The organism is Mycobacterium sp. NGS19 (genome assembly GCF_059813155.1).
Map to the genome: position 1 here is coordinate 279983 of NZ_JCALEB010000005.1, position 18723 is coordinate 298705.

Sequence of the window (18723 nt, forward strand, 5' to 3'; positions counted from 1 at the left end):
AGTCGAAAACCGGGGCAGCTGAAGGAGACGGCGATGACGGTCCTCGACGACGGCGTCTACACAGGCGTCGAACCTGACGCCGCATGGGCCGCAGAGGTCCGCCGACTCGCCGAGCAGCGCAACGCGACGCTGCTGGCGCACAACTATCAGATCCCGGCGATCCAGGACGTTGCGGACCATGTCGGCGACTCACTGGCACTGTCGCGCATCGCGGCAGAGGCGCCCGAGCAGACGATCGTGTTCTGCGGCGTGCACTTCATGGCTGAGACCGCCAAGATCCTCAGCCCCGACAAGACCGTGTTGATTCCGGACCAGCGGGCCGGCTGCTCGCTGGCCGACTCGATCACCGCCGACGAGCTCGCGGCCTGGAAAGCCGAACACCCGGACGCCGTCGTGGTCTCGTACGTCAACACCACCGCAGCGGTCAAAGCGCTCACCGACATCTGCTGCACGTCGGCCAACGCCGTGGACGTCGTGGCGTCCATCCCCGATGACCGCGAGGTGCTGTTCTGCCCCGACCAGTTCCTCGGAGCGCATGTCCGGCGGGTGACGGGGCGTAAAAACCTGCACATCTGGGCCGGCGAGTGCCACGTGCACGCCGGCATCAACGGCGACGAACTCGCAGCGCAGGCGCGCTCACATCCGGACGCCGAACTGTACGTGCATCCAGAGTGCGGCTGCGCCACGTCGGCGCTGTACCTGGCCGGCGAGGGCGCCGTCCCGGCCGACCGGGTCAAGATCTTGTCGACGGGCGGCATGCTCGAGGCCGCGCGTAACAGCCGGGCCCGCGAGGTCCTGGTCGCCACCGAAATCGGCATGCTTCACCAATTGCGCAGGGCCGCACCAGAAGTCGATTTCCGCGCGGTCAACGACCGGGCGTCGTGCAAATACATGAAGATGATCACGCCGGCCGCGCTGCTGCGGTGCCTGGTCGAAGGCGCCGACGAAGTCGACGTCGATCCCGAGACCGCACGGCTGGCCCGGCGCAGCGTGCAGCGGATGATCGAGATCGGCCAGCCGGGCGGCGGCGAATGACCCGCTGGCACGCCCGTGCCGACGTGGTGGTGATCGGCACCGGGGTGGCGGGTCTGGCCGCCGCGCTGGCCGCCCACCGACGCGGCAGCCGGGTGATAGTGCTGAGCAAAACCTCCGACACCGCAACGTTTTACGCGCAGGGCGGCATCGCGGTGGTGCTGCCGCGCACCGACGACTCGGTCGATGCGCACGTCGCCGACACGCTTGCCGCGGGCGCCGGGATGTGCGACCCCGACGCGGTGCGCTCGATCGTCGCCGACGGGTATCGCGCAGTAGCCGAATTGGTCTCTGCCGGTGCGCGGTTCGACGAGGCTGAACCGGGCCGCTGGCATCTGACCCGCGAAGGCGGCCACTCTCGGCGCCGGATCATTCACGCCGGCGGCGACGCAACCGGTGCCGAGGTGCAGCGCGCCTTGGACCATGCCGCCACGCTGCTCGACATCCGCCACAATCACGTTGCGCGCCAGCTGATTCACGACGGCGACGGCATCACCGGCGTCGAGGTCATCAACGAAGACGGCGCTGGGATCGTGCACACGCCGGCGGTGATTCTGGCCACCGGCGGCCTCGGGCACCTTTACCGAACCACCACGAACCCAGAGGGTTCCACGGGCGACGGAGTCGCGCTGGCGCTGACGGCCGGTGTGGCCGTGAGCGACATCGAGTTCATCCAGTTCCACCCGACCATGCTCTACGACGCGCGCGTCGCGGGACGCCGACCGCTGATCACCGAAGCGCTGCGCGGCGAAGGCGCGAAACTCGTTGACGCACAGGGAAACTCCGTGACTGCAGGAGTGCATCCGATGGGCGATCTCGCCCCACGCGACGTGGTGGCCGGTGCCATCGACGCGCGGCTGCGCGAGACCGGCGATGCGTGCGTCTACCTCGACGCCCGGGCGGTAGCCGATGTCGCAGCCCGGTTCCCAACCGTCACCGCGGCCTGCCGCGCCGCGGGAGTCGACCCGGCACGCGACCTGATTCCCGTTGCCCCGGGCGCGCATTACAGCTGCGGCGGTGTGATCGTCGACGTCCACGGCCGCACAGAGCTTCCGGGACTGTTCGCAGCCGGCGAGGTCGCGCGCACAGGCATGCACGGGGCGAATCGACTGGCCTCCAACAGCCTGCTCGAGGGATTGGTGGTCGGCGGCCGCGCCGGCCGGGCGGCCGCCGAGCACGCGGTAGCCCGAGGGCCCGTCGTCGCCGAGCCACCCGACCTTGGCACCCGCGCCGCGATGCCGCGCCGCGAGCTGCAAGCCCTGATGTCCGGGCACGCGTCGGTGGTGCGTGACGCCGACGGGCTGCATCTGCTGCAGCAGCAGCTGGACGCCGCGCCGCGTCGCGTGATGCGGACACGGGCCGACATCGAAGACGCCGCACTGACGACGACGGCCCGCGCGGTCGCCGCGGCCGCTCTGGCGCGAGCCGAGACACGCGGGTGCCACCACCGCGCCGACCATCCCGACACCGACGGCGGGCAAGCACATGGCATCCGAGTGCGGTTGTCGTGCGATGGGCGCGTCGTCGTCCGCGCGCCTGAGCCCGTGGGTGCCTGTCACTGATGCGGCTGAGCGAACACGAGGTCGCCGACGCTCGTGCGGTGATCCGACGAGCGCTCGACGAAGACTTGCGGTACGGGCCGGACGTCACCACGGAGGCCACCGTGCCCGCAGACGCCACCGCCACCGCGGCCCTGGCCACGCGTGAACCGGGTGTCATCGCCGGGTGCGACGTCGCGCTGCTGGTGCTTGACGAGGTGCTGGGTATGGGCGGCTACCGCGTGCTCGACCGCGTCGCCGACGGCGAACACGTCGGCGCGGGCGCCGCGGTGCTGCGGGTGCAAGCACCGACACGGAAGCTGCTGACCGCCGAGCGCACGCTGTTGAACCTGGTGTGTCACCTGTCCGGGATCGCAACGACCACGCGGCAGTGGGTGGACGCGGTCGCCGGCACACGCGCAGTCGTGCGTGACACCCGCAAGACACTGCCCGGTTTGCGTGCGCTGCAGAAGTACGCGGTGCGCGTCGGCGGCGGTCAAAACCACCGGATGGGCCTGGGCGACGCCGCGTTGATCAAGGACAATCACGTCGCTGCTGCGGGTTCGGTGGTTGCCGCGTTGCGGGCGGTCAGCGCTGCGGCACCCGGGCTGCCGTGCGAGGTAGAGGTCGATTCGCTCGAGCAGCTCGACGAGGTGCTGGCCGAGCCGGTGGAGCTGGTGTTGCTGGACAACTTCCCGGTGTGGCAGGCGCAGATGGCGGTGCAGCGGCGTAACGCGCGCGCTCCGGACGTGAAACTGGAGGCCTCGGGTGGCCTGTCACTCGAAAACGCCCACGCCTACGCGTCAACGGGCGTCGACTACCTGGCCGTCGGCGCGCTCACCCATTCCGTGCGCGTGCTCGACATCGGCCTGGACGTCTAGCCGGTTCAATCAATTTTTCTTCGGGTGCGTTGATCGGGGACAATCGACGTAATGCCCACCTTCGAGATGGCCCGGATCGACCTGCGCAACCGCACGCTCAGCGCTGCGCAGTTGCGTGCTGCGCTGCCCCGCGGCGGCGTGGACGTCGACACGGTGCTGCCCGTCGTGCGCCCGGTCGTCGACGACGTGGCACAGCGCGGGGTGGAGGCCGCGCTCGATTACAGCGAGACGTTCGACGGTGTCCGGCCGGCAACCGTGCGGGTGCCCGTCGGCCGGCTCGACGATGCGCTCGCCGAGTTGGCGCCCGATGTGCGGGCGGCGCTCGAAGTTGCCATCCAGCGGGCCAGGACCGTGCACGCCGATCAGCGCCGCACCGACACCACGACCACGCTCGGACCAGGTGCGACGGTCACCGAGCGCTGGGTCCCGGTCGCGCGGGTCGGGCTGTACGTGCCCGGCGGCAATGCGGTCTACCCGTCGAGCGTGGTGATGAATGTTGTGCCCGCGCAAACCGCGGGTGTCGAGTCTCTGGTGATCGCCAGCCCGCCGCAGGCCCGATTCGGCGGTCTACCGCATCCGACGATCCTGGCCGCCGCGCGGCTGCTGGGCGTCGACGAGGTGTGGGCGATCGGCGGTGCGCAGGGCGTTGCGCTGCTGGCCTACGGCGGCACCGACACCGACGGCGCGGAACTGGAACCGGTCGACATGATCACCGGCCCGGGAAACATCTATGTCACCGCCGCGAAGCGGATCTGCCGCAGCCACGTCGGCATCGACGCCGAAGCCGGACCCACCGAGATCGCGATCCTCGCCGACCACACCGCGGATCCCGCGCACGTCGCCGCCGACCTGATCAGCCAGGCCGAGCACGACGAGATGGCGGCCAGTGTCCTGGTGACACCCAGCGCCGACCTGGCCGATGCAGCCTCCAAAGAGCTTGCCGCGCAAGTGGAATCGACGGTGCACCGCGAGCGGGTCACTGCTGCGCTGACCGGCCGGCAATCGGCGATCGTGCTCGTCGACGACATCGACGCCGGAGTGCGGGTGGTCAATTCCTATGCCGCCGAACACTTGGAGATCCAGACGGCCGACGCGCCCACGGTCGCGAGCCGCATCCGTTCGGCAGGTGCGATTTTCGTCGGCCCCTACTCGCCGGTGAGCCTCGGCGACTACTGCGCGGGCAGCAACCACGTGCTGCCGACCGCCGGGTGCGCGCGCCACTCCAGTGGCCTTTCCGTGCAGACGTTCCTGCGCGGCATTCACGTCGTCGAGTACGACGAAGCCGCGCTCAAAGACGTGTCCGGCCATGTGATCACGCTGGCCAAGGCCGAGGACTTGCCTGCTCACGGCGAAGCGGTGCGCCGGAGGTTCGAGCGGTGAGCGTTCCGGGGCAAGACGTCACCCTCGACGACCTGCCGTTGCGCGACGATCTGCGCGGCAAGACGCCCTATGGTGCACCGCAACTCGAAGTGCCAGTGCGGCTGAACACCAACGAGAACCCGCACCCGCCCACACCTGCGCTCGTCGACGACGTCGCCCGGGCGGTCCGCGAGGCGGCGGTCACCTTGCACCGCTATCCCGACCGCGACGCGGTTGCGCTGCGTGCCGACCTCGCGGCCTACCTGGCACGCCAAACCGGCGTGCCCGTCGGCGTCGAGAACCTCTGGGCGGCAAATGGTTCCAACGAGGTGCTGCAACAGTTGCTGCAGGCGTTCGCCGGGCCCGGTCGCAGCGCGCTGGGCTTCGTGCCGTCGTACTCGATGCACCCGATCATCTCGGGCGGCACCCAGACCCGTTGGCTGGAGGCGTATCGCGCCGACGACTTCCGGCTCGACACCGATACCGCCGTCGCCGCAATCGCCGAGCACCGCCCGGACGTGGTGTTCGTTGCGAGCCCCAACAACCCGTCGGGACAGAGTGTTTCACCGGCGGAGCTGCGCGCGCTGCTCGATGCCATGGATACCGGCATCTTGATCCTCGACGAGGCGTATGGCGAATTCTCGTCGGTGCCGAGTGCGATCAACCTCATCGGTGAGTACCCGGCGAAGCTTGTCGTGTCGCGCACGATGAGCAAGGCGTTCGCGTTCGCCGGCGGCCGTCTTGGGTATCTGATCGCCGCGCCCGCCGTCATCGACGCGATGCTGCTGGTGCGGCTCCCGTACCACCTCTCGGTGCTCACACAGGCTGCGGCGCGCGCGGCGCTACGCCACGCGGACGAGACGCTGGGCAGCGTCGCTGCGTTGATCGCCGAACGTGAGCGGGTATCGGAGGCATTGGCGGACATGGGGTTTCGGGTGATTCCCAGCGACGCCAACTTCGTGCTGTTCGGCGAGTTCGCCGATGCGCCCGCCACCTGGCGTCGCTACCTCGACGACGGGGTGTTGATCCGCGACGTCGGCATTCCAGGCTTTCTGCGCACCACGATCGGCCTGGCGCACGAGAACGACGCGTTCCTCGCATCCAGTGCGCGTCTGGTGGCCACCGAACTTGCCGCACCGTTAGGAGCATCATGACCGAGAACCGCCGCGCCCGCGTGGAGCGCTCCACCAAGGAGTCCGACATCGTGGTCGAACTGGACCTCGACGGCAGTGGGGAGGTCGACATCGACACGGGCGTCCCGTTCTACGACCACATGCTGCACGCGCTCGGCGCCCATGCGAGCTTCGACCTGACCGTGCGCACCAAAGGTGACGTGCACATCGAGGGCCACCACACCATCGAGGACACCGCGATCGTGCTCGGGCAGGCGCTGGGTCAAGCGCTGGGCGACAAGAAGGGTATCCGCCGGTTCGGAGACGCATTCATCCCGATGGACGAGACTCTGGCGCACGCCGCGGTCGACGTCTCCGGGCGGCCGTACTGCGTGCACTCCGGCGAACCGGATCATCTGCGCCACTTCACGATTGCCGGCAACACCGTGCCTTACCACACCGTCGTGAACCGGCACGTGTTCGAGTCGCTGGCCATGAACGCGCGCATCGCCCTTCACGTGCGCACGCTCTACGGCCGGGATCCGCACCACATCACCGAAGCCCAATACAAGGCGGTGGCCCGGGCGCTGCGCCAGGCTGTCGAACGCGACTCTCGAGTCACCGGGGTGCCGTCCACGAAAGGTGCACTGTGACAAGCAAATCCGTTGCGGTGCTTGACTACGGCTCAGGCAACCTGCGGTCGGCTCAGCGTGCGCTGCAACGGGTCGGCGCCGAGGTCGAAGTGACCGCGGACCCGGCCGCCGCTACCGCCGCCGACGGCCTCGTGGTGCCGGGCGTCGGCGCGTTCGAGGCCTGCATGAGCGGGCTGCGCGGGATCGGCGGTGACAAGATCATCGCCGAGCGGCTCTCGGCCGGAGCCCCGGTACTGGGCGTGTGCGTGGGAATGCAGATCCTGTTCGACCGCGGCGTCGAGTTCGGCGTGGAAAGCCGTGGCTGCGGGCAGTGGCCCGGCGCCGTCACGCGATTGGACGCGCCGGTGATCCCGCACATGGGATGGAACACCGTCGAGGCCGGTCCAGGCAGCAGGCTTTTCGCCGGTCTCGACCGCGACACGCGGTTCTACTTCGTGCACTCGTACGCCGCGCAGCAGTGGGAAGGAAACGACGACGCCGTGCTCACCTGGGCCACCCACCACGTGCGATTCCTGGCGGCCGTCGAAGACGGGCCGTTGTCGGCGACACAGTTTCACCCCGAAAAAAGCGGTGACGCCGGCGCGGCGCTGCTGAGCAACTGGGTGCGGGCACTATGACGAAACTCGTCCTACTGCCGGCAGTCGACGTCGTCGGCGGCCGCGCGGTGCGCCTGGTGCAGGGCAAGGCGGGCAGCGAAACCGAGTACGGCTCAGCGCTGGAGGCGGCGCTGACGTGGCAGCGCGACGGTGCGGAGTGGATTCACCTGGTCGACTTGGACGCAGCATTCGGCCGGGGCTCCAACCGCGAACTGCTCGCGGAAGTGGTCGGACGTCTCGACGTCAGTGTCGAACTGTCCGGCGGCATCCGCGACGACGCGTCGCTGTCGGCCGCACTTGCAACCGGTTGTGCGCGTGTGAATATCGGCACAGCGGCGCTGGAGAATCCGCAGTGGTGCGCGAAGGTGATCGCCGAGTACGGCGACAAGGTGGCCGTCGGACTCGACGTGCAGATCGTCGACGGCCAGCACCGGCTGCGGGGACGCGGCTGGGAAACCGACGGCGGCGATCTGTGGGAAGTGCTGGAACGCCTTGACCGCGAAGGCTGTTCGCGGTTTGTGGTCACCGACGTGACCAAAGACGGCACGCTGACCGGACCCAACATCGAGCTGCTGGCCGGCGTGGCCGAGCGCACCGATGCTCCGGTGATCGCCTCCGGCGGTGTGTCGAGCCTCGACGACCTGCGCGCCATCGCGACGCTGACCGACCTCGGCGTCGAGGGCGCGATCGTCGGAAAAGCGCTCTACGCCGGACGTTTCACGCTGCCGCAGGCGCTCGAAGCGGTCGGGCAGTAGGCCGCAATGGACACCAACGACCTCAACGCACTGGTGGCCGAGGCCGCAAAGATCCTCGACAAAGCGGCCGAGCGGTTCGTCGAGGGCCACGCCGCCGACCCGGCCGTGCGCAAGAAAGGCAACGACTTCGCCACCGAGATCGACCTGGCCATCGAGCGCCAAGTGGTCGACGCATTGACGTCGGCCACCGGCATCGAGGTGCACGGCGAGGAATTCGGCGGAGCCGACCTCGACTCACCATTGTTCTGGGTCCTCGATCCGATTGACGGCACGTTCAACTACGCGGCCGGTCTGCCGCTGGCGGCGATGCTGCTGGGCCTCGTCCGCGACGGAGAGCCGGTCGCAGGGTTGACGTGGCTGCCGTTCACCAATGAGCGGTTCACCGGCGTCGTCGGAGGACCGTTGCGCTGCAACGGCGTCGACCTGCCACCGTTGGAGCCGGCGGACCTCGAAGACGCTGTCGTCGGTGTCGGCACGTTCAACGTGGACTGGCGTGGCCGGTTCCCGGGACGGTATCGGCTGGCGGTGCTGGAAAGCCTGAGCCGGGTGTCGTCACGGCTGCGCATCCATGGCGCCACGGGCATCGACCTGGCGTACACCGCAGCCGGAATCCTCGGCGGCGCAATCAGTTTCGGAGATCACCTTTGGGACCACGCGGCCGGAGTAGCGCTGGTGCGAGCGGCCGGCGGCATCGTCACCGATCTGGCCGGCAATGACTGGACCATCCAATCGCAGGCGGCGCTGTCGGGTGTGCCGCGTTGTCATCAGCAGATCCTGGAGATCCTGCGTGACGTCGGCGACCCGAAGGACTACTGATGGGAGACGTCGCGGTTCGCGTCATCCCGTGCCTCGACGTCGACGGCGGCAGGGTGGTCAAGGGCGTGAATTTCGCCAACCTGCGTGACGCCGGCGATCCGGTCGAGCTGGCCGCGGTGTACGACGCCGAAGGCGCCGACGAGCTGACGTTCCTCGACGTCACCGCATCGTCGTCGGGGCGGGCGACGATGCTCGACGTGGTCCGGCGCACCGCCGAGCAGGTGTTCATCCCGCTGACCGTCGGCGGGGGAGTGCGATCGGTGGCCGACGTCGACATGCTGCTGCGTGCGGGCGCCGACAAAGTGTCGGTGAACACCGCCGCGATCGCACGCCCGGAGTTGCTCGAGGAGTTGTCGCGGCGGTTCGGCTCGCAATGCATCGTGCTGTCGGTGGACGCGCGTACCGTGCCAGCGGGGTCCCCGCCGACGCCATCGGGATGGGAGGTCACCACGCACGGGGGACGGCGCGGCACCGGCATCGACGCCGTCGAATGGGCCGTGCGCGGAGCCGAACTCGGCGTGGGTGAAATATTGCTCAACTCCATGGACTTCGACGGCACCAAGGCTGGGTTCGACCTGCCGATGCTGCGCGCGGTGCGCGCGGCGGTCACGGTGCCAGTGATCGCCAGCGGCGGAGCGGGCGCTGTCGAGCATTTCGCGCCTGCGGTCATGGCGGGCGCGGACGCGGTGCTCGCCGCGAGCGTGTTCCATTTCCGCGAGCTCTCGATCAAGGAGGTCAAGGCGGCGATGGCGGCAGAAGGGATCACGGTGCGGTGATGAGCGCATTGGACGCCGCGATTGCCTCGCGGCTCAAGCGCGACGCCAACGGGCTGATCACCGCCGTTGCGCAGGAGCGGGGCACCGGCAAGGTGCTGATGGTCGCCTGGATGGACGACATGGCACTGGCCCGCACGCTCGAGACACGTGAGGCGACCTACTACTCCCGGTCGCGCCAGCAGCATTGGGTCAAGGGCGCCACCTCTGGCCACACCCAGCACGTGCACTCGGTGCGACTGGACTGTGACGGCGACACCGTCCTGCTGGAGGTCGACCAGGTCGGCGGCGCCTGCCACACCGGCGACCACAGCTGCTTCGACGCGGACGTCTTGCTGGCCGACGACGCGGGCTAACGCTTCCGCGCGCGCAAGACCTCCAGCGCCTTATCGGCGTGGGTGTTCATGTTGACCTCACTCGAGATGACGTCAAGCACTTTGCGGTCGGTGTCGATGACGAACGTTGTCCGCTTCACGGGCAGGAACTTGCCCAAAAGGCCCCGCTTGACGCCGAATTCGGCGGCGACGGTCCCGTCGGCGTCGGACAGCACCGGAAAGTCGAAGTGGTGGTTGTCGGAGAATTTCGCCTGCTTGTCCACCGGATCGGTGCTGATGCCCACCCGCGACGCACCGACGTCGGCGAATTCCTTTGCCAGATCGCGGAAGTGACAGGCCTCACGGGTGCAGCCCGGGGTTCCGGCGGCCGGATAAAAGAACAGCACCACGGGGCCGTCGGCCAGAAACTCGCTGAACTGGCGCACCTTGCCGGTCTGATCTGGCAGTTCGAACTCGTCGACCAGGTCACCACGTTTCATAAGTGCACAGGCTACGCCCGCCCGGGCACGCCGCCGGAAAGTGGGAAGATACACCCGTGACCTCGACCGCCGATCTCACCGGAGCTTCTGCTCTTCGCGCAAGCGGCTCATCGCTGTCTTCTGCTCTTCGCGCAAGCGGCTCATCGCCGACCACCACGCGCGAGCAGTTCCGGGCGCTGGCGGCTGAGCATCGGTTCGTGCCGGTCACCCGCAAGGTGCTCGCCGACAGCGAGACGCCGCTGTCCGCGTATCGCAAGCTCGGTGCCAACCGGCCCGGCACCTTCCTGCTCGAGTCCGCCGAGAACGGCCGGTCGTGGTCGCGGTGGTCGTTCATCGGTGCGGGCGCGCCGTCGGCGCTGACCGTGCACGACGGCGAGGCGGCCTGGATCGGGGCCACACCGCAGGACGCCCCCCGCGGCGGCGACCCGTTGCAGGCGCTGCGCGCGACGATGAACCTGCTTGCCAGCGAGCCGTTGCCCGGCTTGCCGCCGCTGTCGGGCGGCCTGGTGGGGTTCTTCGCCTACGACATGGTGCGCCGGCTCGAGCGGCTGCCGTCGCTGACGGAGGATGACCTGAAGTTGCCGGACATGGTGTTGCTGCTGGCCACCGACATGGCTGCGGTCGATCACCACGAGGGCACGATCACCCTGATCGCCAACGCGGTGAACTGGAACGGCACCGACGAGCGGGTGGACTGGGCCTACGACGACGCCGTCAAGCGGCTCGACGTGATGACGCAGGCGCTGAGCCAGCCGCTGCCCTCGACGGTTGCGACGTTCGACCGCCCGCAGCCGCTGCACCGCTCCCAGCGCACGGTCGAGGAGTACTGCGCGATCGTCGAGCGGTTGGTCGGCGAGATCGAGGCGGGCGAGGCCTTCCAGGTCGTGCCGTCGCAGCGATTCGAGATGGACACCAGTGCCGAGCCGATCGACGTGTACCGCATGTTGCGCGTGTCCAATCCCAGCCCGTACATGTATCTGCTGCATATCCCCAAAGCCGATGGCAGTCTTGACTTTTCGATCGTCGGCTCCAGTCCTGAGGCGCTGGTCACCGTCCAGGACGGATGGGCGAGCACGCATCCCATCGCGGGCACGCGCTGGCGTGGCCATACCGAAGAAGAGGATCTGCTACTCGAGAAAGAGCTGCTGAGCGACGAGAAGGAACGCGCCGAACATCTGATGCTGGTCGATCTCGGCCGTAACGACCTCGGTCGCGTGTGCGTGCCCGGCACCGTTCGCGTCGACGACTACAGCCACATCGAGCGGTACAGCCACGTCATGCACCTGGTGTCGACGGTCACCGGCCAACTCGCCGGGGACAAGACGGCGCTGGACGCCGTCACCGCCTGCTTTCCGGCGGGCACGCTGTCGGGCGCGCCGAAGGTTCGGGCGATGGAGTTGATCGAAGAGGTGGAGAAGACCCGGCGCGGGCTCTACGGCGGCGTGGTCGGCTACCTCGACTTCGCGGGCAACGCCGACTTCGCGATCGCGATCCGCACCGCGCTGATGCGCGACGGCACCGCGTACGTGCAGGCGGGCGGAGGTGTCGTCGCAGACTCCAACGGCCCCTACGAGTACACCGAGGCGGCAAACAAGGCCAAGGCCGTGCTGAGTGCGATCGCCGCTGCCGAGACGCTGCGGTCGCCGTGATCCGATTCGCGCAATTTCTCCTGGTGCTTGGCGCCGCGGGCCTTTGGGTTGCCTCGCGTCTGCCGTGGGTTGTGCTGAGGTCGTCCGACGGGCTGGGCCAGCCCCGCACGACGACGCTGTCGGGCGGTGCCTGGGCCCCGGCGCTGGTGCCGCTCGCGGTGCTGTTGCTGGCAGCGGCGGTCGCGGCACTGGCGGTGCGGGGATGGCCGCTGCGCATCCTGGCGGTGCTGATTGCGCTGGTCAGCGCGGGCGCGGCCTATCTGGCGCTCACGCTGTGGACCATTCGCGACGTCGCGGTGCCTGCCGTACGGCTGGTTGATCTTCCGGTCACCTCGTTGGTGGGCAGTTCCCGGCAGTATCCGGGCGCGGTGATCACGATGGTCGCGGCGGTGGTGACGCTGGCGGCCGCGGTGTTGTTGATGCGGGTCGCGGTGAAAGGCTCGGCTCGGGCGGACAAATACGCCTCGCCGTCGCAACGGCGTGCCGTGACCGTCCAGGGAGACTCGTCGGCGACGATGTCAGAACGGAAGTTGTGGGATGCGTTGGACGAAGGCGCTGATCCGACCGGCGACCCGACCCGGGACTCGCCTAGCGAGGGTCGGTGAGGGGCCGCACGCCCGTGGCGGCTACCCTTTCGATGTTGATCGCACGTCGGCTGTAGCGCAGGAGGGAGTCGACAGGGCCATGAGTTCGGCGACGGTGCTCGACTCCATTCTGGAGGGAGTTCGCGCCGATGTTGCCGCTCGTGAAGCCGTCGTCCCGCTGGCCGAAGTAAAGGCCAAAGCCAAGGATGCGCCGCCGCCGCTCGACGTGATGGCAGCGCTGCGTGAGCCCGGCATCGGTGTGATCGCCGAAGTCAAGCGCGCCAGTCCGTCACGTGGCGAATTGGCTTCGATCGCCGATCCGGCGAAGCTGGCCCGTGCATACGAGGAAGGTGGCGCACGCATCGTCAGCGTGCTCACCGAGCAGCGCCGGTTTCACGGCTCGCTGGAGGACCTCGACGCGGTACGCGCTGCGGTGTCAATTCCGGTGCTGCGCAAGGACTTTATTGTTCGTCCCTACCAGATCCATGAGGCACGCGCACACGGCGCCGACATGCTGCTGCTAATCGTCGCGGCGCTGGATCAGCCCGCATTGGCGGCGATGCTCGACCGCACCGAATCGCTGGGCATGACTGCTCTGGTCGAGGTGCACACCGAAGAAGAGGCCGACCGGGCGCTGCAGGCAGGCGCCAAGGTGATCGGCGTCAACGCGCGAGATCTCAAGACTCTCAAGGTCGATCGGGATTGCTTTGCGCGGATCGCGCCCGGCCTGCCGTCGAACGTTATTCGCATCGCCGAGTCGGGCGTCCGCGGCACCGCCGACCTGCTGGCCTACGCCGGCGCGGGTGCAGACGCTGTGCTCGTCGGCGAAGGGTTGGTGACCAGTGGTGATCCGCGAAGCGCGGTAGCGGATCTCGTGACGGCCGGCACCCACCCGTCGTGCCCGAAATCGGCTCGGTGAGCAGCCCGGAACTACCTCGGTCCAGTGCGGCCGTCGCAGAGCCGACTGCCCACGACCCAGACGCGCGCGGCCATTTCGGTGTCTACGGCGGCCGATTCGTGCCTGAGGCGCTGATGGCGGTGATCGAAGAGGTCACCGCCGCGTACGAAAAAGCACGCACCGACCAGGAATTCCTCGACACCTTAGACCGTCTGCAAACCCACTACAGCGGGCGGCCGTCGCCTCTGTACGAAGCCCGTCGGCTCAGCGAGCATGCCGGCGGCGCGACAATCTATCTCAAGCGAGAAGACCTGAATCACACCGGTTCTCACAAGATCAACAACGTGCTGGGTCAAGCGCTGCTGGCACAGCAAATGGGCAAGACACGGGTGATCGCCGAGACCGGTGCGGGTCAGCACGGGGTCGCCACCGCGACGGCCTGCGCACTGCTTGGGCTGGAGTGCGTGATCTACATGGGTGCCGTCGACACGGCCCGACAGGCTTTGAACGTTGCGCGGATGCGGCTTCTGGGCGCTGAGGTGGTGTCCGTGACGTCCGGTTCGCAGACGTTGAAGGACGCGATCAACGAGGCGTTCCGCGACTGGGTGACCAATGCTGAGCGCACCTACTACTGCTTCGGTACGGCAGCTGGACCGCACCCGTTTCCTATGATGGTCCGCGACTTTCAGCGGGTGATCGGATTGGAGACCCGCGCGCAGATCCTGGCTCAGGCCGGCCGCTTACCCGACGCCGTCACGGCCTGCGTGGGCGGTGGCTCGAACGCGATCGGCATATTCCACGCGTTCATCGACGACCCGGGCGTGCGGCTGCTCGGCTTCGAAGCCGCCGGTGATGGTGTCGAAACCGGAAGGCATGCAGCCACTTTCACTGGTGGCTCACCGGGTGCCTTCCAAGGCTCCTACTCGTATCTGCTGCAGGACGACGATGGGCAGACCATCGAAAGCCATTCGATTTCAGCGGGTTTGGACTACCCCGGGGTAGGTCCGGAGCACGCATTGTTGAAGGACATCGGCCGGGCCGAATACCGCCCGATCACCGACACCGAGGCCATGGACGCGTTCCGGCTGCTGTGCCGCGCAGAAGGCATCATCCCGGCGATCGAGTCGGCACATGCGGTGGCGGGAACGCTTCCATTGGCGGCCGAGATTGGCCGCGGTGGAATCGTCGTCGTGAACCTATCCGGGCGCGGCGACAAAGACGTCGCCACTGCCGCGAAATGGTTCGGGCTGCTCGACGACGAGGGCGGCGTCCGTGGCTGAGCAAGCCCGGCTGACCGAACTGTTCGACTCGTGTCGGCAGCATGACCGGGCGGCACTGATCGGATACCTGCCGACGGGCTACCCCGACGTGCCGACGTCGCTGGACGCCATCCGGGCACTAGTTGAAAGTGGTTGCGACATCGTCGAAGTCGGGGTGCCCTATTCGGATCCGGGCATGGACGGCCCGACGATTGCGAAGGCGACGGAGGTTGCGCTGCGGAAAGGGGTGCGAGTGCGGGACTCGCTGCGCGCCGTCGAAGCGGTCAGCGATGCCGGTGGCCGCGCGGTGGTGATGACGTACTGGAACCCGGTGCTGCGCTACGGTGTCGACGCGTTCGCCCGGGACTTGGCCGGGGCGGGCGGGTTCGGGATGATCACACCTGATTTGATCCCCGACGAAGCGGCACAGTGGCTGGCCGCATCCGATGAGCACCGGTTGGATCGCATCTTCTTGGTGGCGCCGTCGTCGACGCCGCAGCGGCTGGCCGCGACGGTTCAGGCGTCCCGGGGGTTTGTCTACGCCGCGTCGACGATGGGTGTCACCGGGGCGCGAGACGTCGTGTCGAACACCGCCCCGGAGTTGGTGCGCCGAGTGAAGGAAGTGTCCGACATCCCCGTCGGCGTCGGACTCGGCGTGCGCTCCCGCGAGCAAGCGGCCGAGATCGCCTCTTACGCCGACGGAGTGATCGTGGGATCTGCGCTGGTGTCCGCGCTGGGTGACGGTGGAATCGCGAAGGTCCGTGAACTCACAGAGGAATTGGCAGACGGCGTGCGACAGAGGATTTCCGCGTGACGAGTTATCTGGCTTCGTTCCCGAGCCCACCGCAAGGTGTGTGGCATCTGGGTCCGCTTCCTATTCGTGCCTACGCGTTGTTCATCATCGTCGGCATCGTCGTCGCGCTGGTCATCGGTGATCGTCGCTGGGTGGCACGCGGAGGAGAACCGGGCGTCGTTTACGACATCGCCTTATGGGCGGTGCCGTTCGGGCTGGTCGGTGGCCGGCTGTATCACGTGATGACAGATTGGCGCACCTATTTCGGCGACGAAGGTTTGGGATTTGTTGCGGCGCTCCGTATTTGGGACGGCGGCCTGGGCATTTGGGGTGCGGTTGCGCTAGGCGCAGTGGGTGCGTGGATTGGTTGCCGACGGCGCGGGATTCCGTTGCCCGCCTTCGGCGACGCGATTGCGCCGGGGATCATCCTGGCCCAGGCGATCGGCCGGTTGGGCAACTACTTCAATCAGGAGCTGTACGGACGCGAGACCACGTTGCCGTGGGGATTGCGGATCTACGAGCGCCGCGACGCGTCGGGTGCGGTGGATTACCTCAACGGCGTGTCGACCGGCCTCGTCGAGAAGGTGGTGCAACCGACGTTCCTCTACGAGTTGATCTGGAACGTCTTGGTTTTCGGGCTGCTGATCGTCGCGGACCGGCGGTTCAAGCTCGGACACGGACGCTTGTTCGCGCTGTATGTGGCGGCCTACTGCGTCGGCCGGTTCGGGGTCGAGTTGCTGCGTGACGACACGGCCACGCTGATCGCCGGAATCCGGATCAACTTGTTCACGTCGACGTTCGTGTTCATCGGCGCGGTGGTGTACATCATGGCTGCCCCGAAGGGCCGCGAGGACCCGGCGGCTCTTTCTGGCAAGCCGCGTGAAGAGCAGCAAAAGCCGCCGGTCGAGGCCGAAGAGGAAGCGACCGAAGTTCCGGCGTCGTCGGAGGATTCGGCGTTGGTCGAGTGGACCAAAGAGCTTGCGGCTGCGGCCGCGACGACCGGTGTGGTGGCGGGCACGATCGTCGCGGCTGAGGACGAAGACTCGGACCGGGCCCGCGAGGATGAGCAGGCCGACGGCGCTCCAGCTGCTCGGGAGTCCACCACGGATGCCACTTCTGAGCCGGCTATCGAGGAGGCGCCTGCAAAGCCTCAGGCCGCCGCCGAGGACGAAGAGCCGGTCGAGGACCTGGCCGAGCCAGAGATCGTCGCTGATAAGGAGGCCGTCGACAGCGCGGCGGAGCCTGTGGGTGAGGCCGCGGCTGGAGAGCCCGTCGAAGAGGCAGGCGCGGTTGAGCAGTCGGACGTTGAATCGGCTGAGCCCGAGGTTCTCGCTGATGAAGACGCTACTGAAGGTGCGGTGGAGCCAGAGGGAATTGAGGCCGCGGCTGAAGAGCCCGTCGAAGAAGCGGGCGCCGTTGAGCAGTCGGACGTCGAATCGGCTGAGCCTGAGGTCGCCGCTGATGAAGAGGATACCGACGAGGTGGCCGAGCCTGTTGTGCAGGAACAGGAAACCGCGGCAGAGCCGGAGGCTGTGGGTGAGGCCGCGGCTGGAGAGCCCGTCGAAGAAGCGGGCGCCGTTGAGCACACGGACGTCGAACCGGCTGTCGCTGATGAAGAGGACGCCGACGAGGCCGCGGCTGAAGAGCCCGTCGAAGAGGTAGGCGCGGTTGAGCAATCGGACGTCGAAGCGGCTGAGCCTGAGGTCGCCGCTGATGAAGAGGCCGTCGACAGCGCGTCGGAGCCTGTGGGTGAGGCCGCGGCTGAAGAGCCCGTCGAAGAAGCGGGCGCCGTTGAGCACACGGACGTCGAACCGGCTGTCGCTGATGAAGAGGACGCCGACGAGGCCGCGGCTGAAGAGCCCGTCGAAGAAGCGGGCGCCGTTGAGCAATCGGACGTCGAACCGGCTGAGCCTGAGGTCGTCGCTGATGAAGAGAACGCCGACGAGGTCGCGGCTGAAGAGCCCGTCGAAGAAGCGGGCGCCGTTGAGCACACGGACGTCGAACCGGCTGTCGCTGACGAAGAGGCCGCCGACGAGGTGGCCGAGCCTGCTGTGCCCGAGCAACCAGAGCAAGCTGTCGAAGAACCCAGTGACACGTCAGCCGAATCCGACGAACCGGACGGTACAGACTCGAAAGTGCTTGATACGGGGAAACTTTCCGAGCCTTCGGAGGGCGCAGAGCCTGAGCTAAGTGCCGCGGACGGAAAGCCTGCTCGTGAGCCTGCAGCCGGTCGAGCACGGCGGTGGCGACTGCCCAGATTCAGGAGCCGCACCAGATAGCGCCCTCTCATGGGTCGCCCAGACAGGCTCTGGACTGGTGCCTATGTGACTGATGCGGCCGACGCCGGTGTCTAAACGTCGAACCTCACGCCAAACACGCACCACGGCAAGAGCACCGAGTGGCATGCTGGGCCCATGACCGATCCGCAGTTCGGCCGCAGCGAGCAAGCGACTCCGCCGCCCGCCGGATACCCCTATCCGCCGCCATATCCCGGTGTAGACCCCGCCGCGCCTTACGGCCGCCATCCCGTCACAGGTGAGCCCTACTCCGACAAGTCGAAGCTCACCGCAGGGCTGCTGCAGCTACTCGGCATCATCGGCGTCGCAGGCATCGGCCGCATGTACCTCGGCCAGGTCGGCCTCGGCGTCGTGCAGTTGATCGTCGGTCTCGTGACCCTCGGTGTGGGTGCGTGGATCTGGGGCATCATCGACGCGATCCTGATCCTCACCGACAACGTCCGCGATCCGCAGGGCCGGCCACTGCGCGATGGCACCTAGCTCTAAGCAGATCTCCATAGGCCGGGCCTCGGCAGCAATCGCGGCGGGCGCCGCGTTCACCGCGGCGATGGTCTATACCGGTCTCAACGACCCGCACCGCGCCGGCTCGCTGTTCCCGCCATGCCCGTTCAAACTTCTCACCGGATGGAACTGCCCGGCTTGTGGCGGCCTGCGCATGACGCACGACCTGCTCCACGCGGACCTGTCGGCAGCCGTCGTCGACAACGTCTTTCTGCTCGTCGGCATCCCGGCGCTTCTTGCGTGGTTCCTGTGGCGCCGCCGCACTGGAAGACCAGCGATGACGGTCACAGTCATCGCGGTCCTCACCGCCCTTGTATTGTCCTGGACCCTGATCCGCAACGTACCCGGCTTCCCGCTGGTCCCGACGATCTACCGCGCATAGCACCCGCTCACGCCGGCGCGGGGGTCAACCG

General features: G+C 67.8%; 19 protein-coding genes and 1 pseudogene. 19 read left to right on the top strand and 1 reads right to left on the bottom strand.

All coding sequences use genetic code 11. The annotated features are described in order from the left end of the window. Positions 1-33 precede the first annotated feature (33 nt). The 11 genes from nadA to hisI all read left to right on the top strand — a co-directional run bounded on the left by nadA (position 34) and on the right by hisI (position 9871). Positions 34-1035, top strand: a complete 1002-nt coding sequence (nadA, locus tag AC5Y4N_RS16775; protein WP_499909953.1) for a quinolinate synthase NadA — start codon at positions 34-36, stop codon at positions 1033-1035. Continuing rightward, on the top strand, positions 1032-2594 hold the full coding sequence (locus AC5Y4N_RS16780) for an L-aspartate oxidase (RefSeq protein WP_499909955.1): 1563 nt from the start codon (positions 1032-1034) through the stop codon (positions 2592-2594). The genes nadA and AC5Y4N_RS16780 overlap by 4 nt, the downstream gene beginning before the upstream one ends. Next, on the top strand, positions 2594-3451 hold the full coding sequence (nadC, locus tag AC5Y4N_RS16785; protein ID WP_499909957.1) for a carboxylating nicotinate-nucleotide diphosphorylase: 858 nt from the start codon (positions 2594-2596) through the stop codon (positions 3449-3451). Before AC5Y4N_RS16780 ends, nadC begins: the two co-directional genes overlap by 1 nt. Before the next feature lie 66 nt (positions 3452-3517). Continuing rightward, a complete protein-coding gene (hisD, locus tag AC5Y4N_RS16790) occupies positions 3518-4831 on the top strand; it encodes a histidinol dehydrogenase (RefSeq protein ID WP_499910108.1) in 1314 nt (437 codons plus the stop codon). Then, positions 4828-5964 carry a histidinol-phosphate transaminase gene (locus tag AC5Y4N_RS16795; RefSeq protein ID WP_499909959.1) on the top strand — a complete coding sequence of 379 codons (1137 nt, stop codon included), beginning with the start codon at positions 4828-4830 and terminating at the stop codon, positions 5962-5964. Before hisD ends, AC5Y4N_RS16795 begins: the two co-directional genes overlap by 4 nt. Beyond that, entirely contained in the window at positions 5961-6575 is a 615-nt protein-coding gene (hisB, locus tag AC5Y4N_RS16800) for an imidazoleglycerol-phosphate dehydratase HisB (RefSeq protein WP_499909961.1), read from the top strand. Before AC5Y4N_RS16795 ends, hisB begins: the two co-directional genes overlap by 4 nt. After that, the gene (gene hisH, locus AC5Y4N_RS16805; protein WP_499909963.1) at positions 6572-7192 is read left to right on the top strand and encodes an imidazole glycerol phosphate synthase subunit HisH; all 621 of its coding nucleotides are present in this window, start codon (positions 6572-6574) and stop codon (positions 7190-7192) included. Before hisB ends, hisH begins: the two co-directional genes overlap by 4 nt. Continuing rightward, positions 7189-7926 carry a bifunctional 1-(5-phosphoribosyl)-5-((5-phosphoribosylamino)methylideneamino)imidazole-4-carboxamide isomerase/phosphoribosylanthranilate isomerase PriA gene (priA, locus tag AC5Y4N_RS16810; protein ID WP_499909965.1) on the top strand — a complete coding sequence of 246 codons (738 nt, stop codon included), beginning with the start codon at positions 7189-7191 and terminating at the stop codon, positions 7924-7926. Before hisH ends, priA begins: the two co-directional genes overlap by 4 nt. 6 nt (positions 7927-7932) lie before the next feature. Then, complete coding sequence (locus AC5Y4N_RS16815) at positions 7933-8742, top strand: inositol monophosphatase family protein (protein ID WP_499909967.1); 810 nt, start codon at positions 7933-7935, stop codon at positions 8740-8742. Continuing rightward, entirely contained in the window at positions 8742-9518 is a 777-nt protein-coding gene (hisF, locus tag AC5Y4N_RS16820) for an imidazole glycerol phosphate synthase subunit HisF (RefSeq protein ID WP_499909969.1), read from the top strand. Before AC5Y4N_RS16815 ends, hisF begins: the two co-directional genes overlap by 1 nt. Next, complete coding sequence (hisI, locus tag AC5Y4N_RS16825; RefSeq protein WP_499909971.1) at positions 9518-9871, top strand: phosphoribosyl-AMP cyclohydrolase; 354 nt, start codon at positions 9518-9520, stop codon at positions 9869-9871. The genes hisF and hisI overlap by 1 nt, the downstream gene beginning before the upstream one ends. On the opposite strand, the gene AC5Y4N_RS16830 is transcribed toward hisI, so the two are convergent. Next, positions 9868-10329: a peroxiredoxin gene (locus AC5Y4N_RS16830; RefSeq protein ID WP_499909973.1), complete on the bottom strand. Its 462-nt coding sequence runs from the start codon at positions 10327-10329 to the stop codon at positions 9868-9870. The two genes, hisI and AC5Y4N_RS16830, sit on opposite strands and share 4 nt — an antisense overlap. A gap of 113 nt (positions 10330-10442) precedes the next feature. Here AC5Y4N_RS16830 and AC5Y4N_RS16835 point away from each other — a divergent pair, with 113 nt between their 5' ends. The 8 genes and pseudogenes from AC5Y4N_RS16835 (at position 10443) to AC5Y4N_RS16870 (ending at position 18692) form a co-directional block, all read left to right on the top strand. Next, positions 10443-11978: an anthranilate synthase component I gene (locus AC5Y4N_RS16835; protein ID WP_499910110.1), complete on the top strand. Its 1536-nt coding sequence runs from the start codon at positions 10443-10445 to the stop codon at positions 11976-11978. Then, positions 11975-12583, top strand: coding sequence for a TIGR02234 family membrane protein (locus tag AC5Y4N_RS16840; protein ID WP_499909975.1), 609 nt, complete (start codon positions 11975-11977; stop codon positions 12581-12583). Before AC5Y4N_RS16835 ends, AC5Y4N_RS16840 begins: the two co-directional genes overlap by 4 nt. 79 nt (positions 12584-12662) lie before the next feature. Beyond that, the gene (gene trpC, locus AC5Y4N_RS16845; RefSeq protein ID WP_499909977.1) at positions 12663-13481 is read left to right on the top strand and encodes an indole-3-glycerol phosphate synthase TrpC; all 819 of its coding nucleotides are present in this window, start codon (positions 12663-12665) and stop codon (positions 13479-13481) included. Next, positions 13469-14740: a tryptophan synthase subunit beta gene (gene trpB, locus AC5Y4N_RS16850; protein WP_499910112.1), complete on the top strand. Its 1272-nt coding sequence runs from the start codon at positions 13469-13471 to the stop codon at positions 14738-14740. Before trpC ends, trpB begins: the two co-directional genes overlap by 13 nt. Continuing rightward, complete coding sequence (trpA, locus tag AC5Y4N_RS16855) at positions 14733-15533, top strand: tryptophan synthase subunit alpha (protein WP_499909979.1); 801 nt, start codon at positions 14733-14735, stop codon at positions 15531-15533. The genes trpB and trpA overlap by 8 nt, the downstream gene beginning before the upstream one ends. Further along, positions 15530-16385: pseudogene (lgt, locus tag AC5Y4N_RS16860) on the top strand (prolipoprotein diacylglyceryl transferase); the annotation flags it as partial. The gene trpA and the pseudogene lgt, both read left to right, overlap by 4 nt. A gap of 1541 nt (positions 16386-17926) precedes the next feature. Next, the gene (locus tag AC5Y4N_RS16865; protein WP_499909983.1) at positions 17927-18289 is read left to right on the top strand and encodes a TM2 domain-containing protein; all 363 of its coding nucleotides are present in this window, start codon (positions 17927-17929) and stop codon (positions 18287-18289) included. Next, on the top strand, positions 18279-18692 hold the full coding sequence (locus tag AC5Y4N_RS16870; RefSeq protein WP_499909984.1) for a DUF2752 domain-containing protein: 414 nt from the start codon (positions 18279-18281) through the stop codon (positions 18690-18692). Before AC5Y4N_RS16865 ends, AC5Y4N_RS16870 begins: the two co-directional genes overlap by 11 nt. The last annotated feature ends 31 nt before the right edge of the window (positions 18693-18723 follow it).